Annotated in this window: 5 protein-coding genes; 2 read left to right on the forward strand and 3 right to left on the reverse strand. The window is 62.6% G+C overall.

Annotated features, from left to right (window positions below; genetic code table 11):
• Positions 1-3 precede the first annotated feature (3 nt).
• The gene (locus IEX78_RS08165; protein ID WP_188828126.1) at positions 4-1,362 is read left to right on the forward strand and encodes an aspartate aminotransferase family protein; all 1,359 of its coding nucleotides are present in this window, start codon (positions 4-6) and stop codon (positions 1,360-1,362) included.
• A gap of 255 nt (positions 1,363-1,617) precedes the next feature.
• On the forward strand, positions 1,618-3,003 hold the full coding sequence (locus IEX78_RS08170; protein ID WP_188828127.1) for an APC family permease: 1,386 nt from the start codon (positions 1,618-1,620) through the stop codon (positions 3,001-3,003).
• Between the two features lie 60 nt (positions 3,004-3,063).
• Here IEX78_RS08170 and narI read toward each other — a convergent pair whose 3' ends face one another.
• Genes narI through narH form a run of 3 tightly spaced genes read right to left on the reverse strand, consistent with a single transcriptional unit; the run spans position 3,064 to position 6,313 of the window.
• Positions 3,064-3,819, reverse strand: a complete 756-nt coding sequence (narI, locus tag IEX78_RS08175; protein WP_188828128.1) for a respiratory nitrate reductase subunit gamma — start codon at positions 3,817-3,819, stop codon at positions 3,064-3,066.
• On the reverse strand, positions 3,816-4,496 hold the full coding sequence (narJ, locus tag IEX78_RS08180; RefSeq protein ID WP_188828129.1) for a nitrate reductase molybdenum cofactor assembly chaperone: 681 nt from the start codon (positions 4,494-4,496) through the stop codon (positions 3,816-3,818). Before narJ ends, narI begins: the two co-directional genes overlap by 4 nt.
• Positions 4,493-6,313, reverse strand: a complete 1,821-nt coding sequence (gene narH, locus IEX78_RS08185) for a nitrate reductase subunit beta (protein WP_229683770.1) — start codon at positions 6,311-6,313, stop codon at positions 4,493-4,495. Before narH ends, narJ begins: the two co-directional genes overlap by 4 nt.
• Positions 6,314-6,419: the final 106 nt, after the last annotated feature.

A 6,419-nucleotide genomic window follows, 5' to 3' on the forward strand; every position in this document is an offset into this window, starting at 1 on the left:
CTAGTGACTGCCAACCGTGAGCAGGCCATCCGCGACAACCTATTCCTGCACTTCACCGACCACACCGGCCGAACCGGTGCCGACACCCCGGTGATCGTGCGCGGCGAGGGCGCGTACCTCTACGACAGCACCGGCAAGCGTTACCTCGACGGGCTGGCGGGTCTGTTCGCGGTGCAGGTGGGCCACGGTCGCGAGGAACTAGCCGAAGCCGCCTATCGGCAAACCAAGGAGCTGGCGTACTTCCCGTTGTGGGGCTACGCCCATCCCACCGCGATCGACCTCGCCGCACGCTTAGCCGAAGCGGCTCCCGGCGACCTCAACCGCGTCTTCTTCACCGTCAGTGGCGGCGAATCGGTCGAGACCGCATTCAAATTGATTCGCCAGTATTACAAAGCCACTGGTAAACCCAACAAACACAAAGCGATTAGCCGTTCGATGGCCTACCACGGCACCTCGATGGGCGCGCTGTCGATTACCGGTATTCCCGGTGCCAAAGCCGATTTCGAACCGCTCGTCCCCAGCACGATTCGCGTGCCGAACACCAATTTCTTCCGTGCCACCGAACACGCCGACGACTACGAGGCATACGGGCGCTGGGCCGCCGACCGCATCGAGGAAGCGATCCTGTTCGAAGGTGCGGATACGGTCGCCGCGGTATTCCTTGAGCCGGTGCAAAATACCGGCGGCTGTTTCGTTCCACCGCCAGGCTACTTCCAGCGGGTGCGTGAAATCTGCGACCAATACGACGTGATGCTGGTCTCCGATGAGGTGATTTGCGCATTCGGTCGCCTCGGCTACGACTTTGGCGCGACCAAATTCGGCTACCAACCCGACATCATCACCTGCGCGAAGGGCCTCACCTCGGGTTACGCGCCGCTCGGTGCGGTGCTGGTGAGCGACAAGATCATGGAACCATTCCGCAACGGCCACACCTTTATGCACGGGTCGACCTATGGCGGCCATCCGGTTTCGTGCGCGGTCGCGATGGCCAACCTCGATCTCATGGAGAAGGAAGATCTCAACGGTCACGTGTTGCGCACCGAGCCAGCCTTCCGTTCCACGCTCGAAAAGCTTGGTGATCTGCCCATTGTCGGTGACGTGCGCGGCGACGGGTTCTTCTTCGCTGTCGAACTCGTGAAGGATCGGGCGACCAAGGAACGGTTTACCGACGCCGAATCGCATCATGTACTCAAAGGCATTGTGTCGGAGAAATTGTTTGAGGCCGGCCTGCACTGTCGCGCTGACGACCGCGCCGAGCCGGTAATCCAGCTCGCGCCCCCGCTGATTTGCGACCAGCCGCAATTCGACGAGATGGAACAGGCGATCCGCTACGCGCTTACGGCGGCAATGCGGGCAATCTGATTCCGGCAGCCGCATTTCAGCAGGTCAGCGCGATATCTGCTAGAAACAATTCTTAACTTGCGTATTTCGTTGACCAAAATGCCTGCGTAGCGCCCATAAGTGCGGAGAAACGGGAGACTGACGACGGAATCGGTTGTCGGAATCGGTAGACACAACCCGATTCGAGGCCCACCATTTCGGTCATGAGCCGCCTCACATCGGTTCGGTTCCCACCCATCCCGGAGTTCTCTCCGGCCTCAACCACAAGGACCGACAATGGTTGAAGCCCTTACGTCCACCGCGACGCCACCCCCTCCCCCTGCCGAGCCGGAGAAACTCACCCGAAGTATTGGCGTTTTCGGCGGAACGATGCTCACGCTGTCCTGCCTCACCCCAGCGTCGTCGCTTTTCGTGATTGTGCCGGGACTGCTGGAAACCCAGGGCACAGGCGCGGCGCTGACGTTGCTCATCGCCGCGCTGTTGTGTATCGGTGTCGCGTTCTGCTATTCGGAACTGGGCACCCTGGTTCCGAGCGCGGGCGGCGAATACGCGAGCACCGCGAAATTGCTTGGGCGCAAACCAGCTTGGCTCGTGTTCGCGATCACGTTGGTTTCGGTGTTGTCGATTCCGGCGATTATGGCCGTCGGCACCGCGCAATACCTCGCGCCGCTTTTCGATGCCGATCCGAAGATCGTCGGCGCGGGCGTGATGCTCCTTTCCCTCGCAATGGGTTTGGTGCACTTACGCACGAACGCGTGGGTGACCGGCGCGTTCCTCGTCCTTGAAGTGATCGCGGCAGGCATTGTGGCAGTACTGGGTTTCGCGCACACCGAGCGTGGCCTTTCGACCTTGATTCATCCCGAGGTCTTTGCCGACAACGCCGCGTCGCCGATGACAATCGGGGTTCTGATTTCCGGTCTCGCCGTCGCGCTTTTCGCATTGCAGGGTTTCGCGACAGCGGTGTATTTGGTTGAGGAAATGCATCAGCCGCGTCGCACTGTGGTGCGGACTGTGTTGTGGACGTTGGCGCTTGGCGCTGTTGTTGTCATTGTTCCGACGATCGCGATCACGCTCGGCGCGCCCGATCTGGCCGCGCTCGCCGGTGGCGATTTGCCCGCGATGGTGACCGCGTGGAGCAGCTCGGGCCTTTCGACTTTCGTGAGTCTGTGCATCGCGCTGGCAATCGTGAACGCGTGTGTGGTGATGGTGATTCAGAATTCGCGCGTGGTGTACGCGTCGGCGCGTGACCAGGCGTGGCCCGCTCCGGTGAACCGGGCGCTGACGAAGGTGAATCGGCTTGGCGCGCCGTGGATCGCGACGCTGGTGGTCGGGGTGCCGGGCGCTGCGCTGTGCTTTGTTGAGCTGACGGTGCTCGGCGAGGTGACATCGGTGGTGATCGTCGGCATGTACATGGCGATGGCGATCGGCGCGTTGGTGTCGCGTCGCGGTGGTCACCAGGAGTCGACCGCGTGGCGGATGCCGTTGTGGCCGACGGTCCCGATCCTGACCTTGATCGCGTTGATCTACATCTTGACCCAGCAGGCCCCGCTGCCGTTGGCGATCACGGCTGGGGTGATCGCGGCCGCGTTCCTGTACTGGGGCCTGTACCTGCGCAAACACCCGACGGACCGGTGGTCGATCCAGGTGCCGAGCGAGACGTAGGGCATTAGCTGGCGGCGGGTGCCGAATCGCACCCGCCACCAACGTCACGCCTCGCCAGAACTACCACTTATCCGGGGTCACCGGCGCATCCCATGCCTTCGCGAACCGCGTCTTATCGCGCGGCAAAACCTCCTTGCGGCGATACACGATGTACGGGCGCGTCAAGTAGCCGATCGGAGCGCTGAACATGTGGACCAAGCGCGTGTACGGCCACACCGCGACCAACGCGAGGACGACGAGGCCGTGCAGTTGGAACGTCCACGGGACGCCGACCATCAGCGACGGTTCCGGCGTGATCGTGAACAAACTGCGGAACCATGGCGACACCGTTTCGCGGTAGTTGTAGGTGCCCCACAGCAGGTTCGAACCCCATGTGTTCAGCAAGCCCGTCACTAACGCCAAGGTCAGCAGGGTGTACATCAGCACGTCGTTGCGGCTCGTGTTCTTGCGGACGGCGGGAACAACGATGCGGCGGTAACACAAGATCGCGACGCCGGCCACGACCATCAGGCCCGCGACGGAACCCGCGCCAACCGCGACAATGTGGTACGCGTGTTCGGAAATCCCGACCGCGTGCGTCCACGATTCGGGGATCAACAAGCCCATCACGTGACCACCGAACACCCCGAGCATGCCGAAGTGGAAAAGTGGACTACCCAGCTGCAACAGTCGCGATTCATAGATCTGCGACGAGCGCGTTGTCCAGCCGAATTGGTCGAAGCGGTAGCGCCAAACATGGCCAAGTACAAAGGAAGTCGCGGCGATGTAGGGCAGGATCAGCCACACGCCAGACGGAACAGGGATGGTGGCGTTCATCGACGACCTTCCTGGGAATCGAAAAGGGAGGGGTCGATGGCGAACGGGTCGAGGCCCACTTCTTCCTCCGGCGGACCTTCGGCGGCCAACTCGGCGATACGACGACGGTCGGCGGTGGTGACGGGCGGCAATGTCGCCAATACGGCAGCCAAAGCGCCCGCATAAGGAGAACCGTTGTCGCTCAAGGAAAGTCGCAGCAGTTCCATGACGGGAACGTGCTCGCCAAGCAGTCGCTCGCCCCCGATGGGGTCGACGATCGCGGCGAATTCCAACAGCACTGGCAGGTGATCGGGCAGTTCTTCATCGCCCAATTCCGCGCCCGCTTGGCGATAGGCGTGTTTGAACCGCAGCAGCGCCATGCCGCGTTTGCGGGTGTCGCCGAACGCGTAAAACGTGAGGTGCATGCTGGACCGCCGCCGCATGTCGAAGGTCTCGACATACCGTTGTGCCACTTCGATTTCCGGCGTCGTACGCAGGTAGTCGAGCAGCGGAAGGAAGTGCGCGCGCACCTCTTCGGGGAGTTCCGCGATGGCCGAGTTCAGCGGGTCGAGCAGGGAAAGCAACTTTTCGCCGGGATAGTCGAGCAGCAACGCCGCCGCACGCCACACTACGCGCCGCGCGTTCTCCGGCATCACCGTCACCGGTTCCGGCCGACGCCGGATCGACAAGAGACTCATCGCGGTGCCACCTCAGCATCAGTAACGCGGCCTGCATCGCCCTTCGCCACCGCGCCTGCACGGTCCGCGCCCACCTGTGCGGCCCGACCAGCGGACTCTTGACCTGCGCCCGCGCCCGGACCCGCGCCCGCGCCCGCGCCTGCACCTGTGGTACCAGGGTCGGCAATAGCGGCGCCGTTGCCGCCATTGCCGTGACCGGCCCCATTGCCGGTCGAACCCCCGTCGGCGGACGCGGTGGGCAACAACCCAGACGTACTCCGCCCATCCCAGTTCAACAGGTTGATTCGCCCCGACTTCTCCTCCGGCGCGGCCGCCGCGTTGGTGTCAGCGAGGGAGAACTTCTCAACAACCTGGTCGAACGCGGTCATGCCCGGTCCACCGTCGGTGTCGAGCGAACAGCCCGTTGCCAGCGAATCCAGTTCGTGCGCACGGGAAGTCGCGCCGGTGGGGATCACGTAGCGGTGCTCGTACTTGGCGATCGCGAGCAACCGGTACATCGCCTCGATTTCCTCGGGCTCAAGCCCGATCGACGGCGCGATGTGGGATTCCGGCTCAACGCCCAGGTTCACCGACCGCATGAACGCACGCATTCCCGCGAGGCGCTGCAACGAGGCACGCACCGGCCCAATCTCGCCCGCCGTGAACAGTTCAGCGAGGTATTCGAGCGGAATGCGAAGGGCGTCAATCGCACCGAACAGGTTGCGCGCGTCTTCGCCGTCGTGACCGGTCTCCGACAGCACGTCGACCACCGGCGACAGCGGCGGCACGTACCAAACCATCGGCATCGTCCGGTATTCCGGGTGCAGCGGCAACGCCAACTGGTAGTCGACGATGAGCTTGTACACCGGCGAATCCTGTGCTGCGGCAATCCATTCCGGCGAGATGCCCGCCTTCTCAGCTTCGGCGATCACGCGCGGGTCGTGCGGGTTGAGGAACACCCCGAGCTGCGAGGTGTAGAGGTCTTGCGGGTCGGTGACCTGCGCGGCTTCGAGCACGGCGTCGGCGTCATAGAGCATCACGCCGATGTAGCGCAGGCGGCCAACGCACGTTTCCGAGCACACGGTCGGCATCCCGACCTCAACGCGCGGGTAGCAGAACGTGCATTTCTCGGCCTTGCCGGTTTTGTGGTTGAAGTAGATCTTCTTGTACGGGCAACCGGTGATGCATTGGCGCCAACCACGACATTTGTCCTGGTCAACGAGCACAATGCCGTCTTCTTCACGCTTGTAAATCGCACCCGACGGGCACGACGCCGCACACGACGGGTTCAAGCAGTGCTCGCAGATGCGCGGCAGGTAGAACATGAAGGTCTCTTCGAACTCCAGTTTCACCTTGTCTTCAAGCTTGCCGAGCAACGGGTCCTTGCCGACCTGCTCGGGACCGGAACCGAGGTCGTCGTCCCAGTTCGCGCCCCACGTGACCTTGGTGTCTTCGCCGGTGATCAGCGACTTCGGCCGCGCGACCGGCGTGGTGTCGATGGGCGGCGACGACAACAGGTTGTCGTAGTCGTAGCTCCACGGCTCGTAATAGTCCGCGACAGTGGGCAAGTCGGGGTTGGCGAAGATATTCATCAACCGCTTGAACCGCGACCCGGTTTTGAGGGTGAGCTTGCCGCGCTTGTTGAGCGTCCAGCCGCCCTTCCACTTCTCCTGATCTTCGTACTGACGCGGATACCCTTGTCCTGGACGGGTTTCCACGTTGTTGAACCACACGTACTCGGTGCCACCACGGTTGGTCCATGCCTGCTTACAGGTCACCGAACAGGTGTGGCAGCCGATGCATTTGTCCAGGTTCATGACCATGGCCAACTGAGCCATCACGCGCATGATTAGTACTCCACGTTCTGGTCGCGGTCATCGGATACAGCGTTGTGACCTCGTCGCACGTCAGTACTCCACTTCTTGCGATCGGCCATCGGATACA

It is taken from the genome of Nocardia camponoti (assembly GCF_014646135.1).
GTDB classification, from domain to species: domain Bacteria; phylum Actinomycetota; class Actinomycetes; order Mycobacteriales; family Mycobacteriaceae; genus Nocardia; species Nocardia camponoti.

Excerpts from the sequence above, each read along its gene's own strand:
- IEX78_RS08170 (WP_188828127.1), top strand. The coding sequence starts at position 1,618 with ATGGTTGAAGCCCTTACGTCCACCGCGACGCCACCCCCTCCCCCTGCC.
- narI (WP_188828128.1), bottom strand. The coding sequence starts at position 3,819 with ATGAACGCCACCATCCCTGTTCCGTCTGGCGTGTGGCTGATCCTGCCC.
- narJ (WP_188828129.1), bottom strand. The coding sequence starts at position 4,496 with ATGAGTCTCTTGTCGATCCGGCGTCGGCCGGAACCGGTGACGGTGATG.
- narH (WP_229683770.1), bottom strand. The coding sequence starts at position 6,313 with ATGGCTCAGTTGGCCATGGTCATGAACCTGGACAAATGCATCGGCTGC.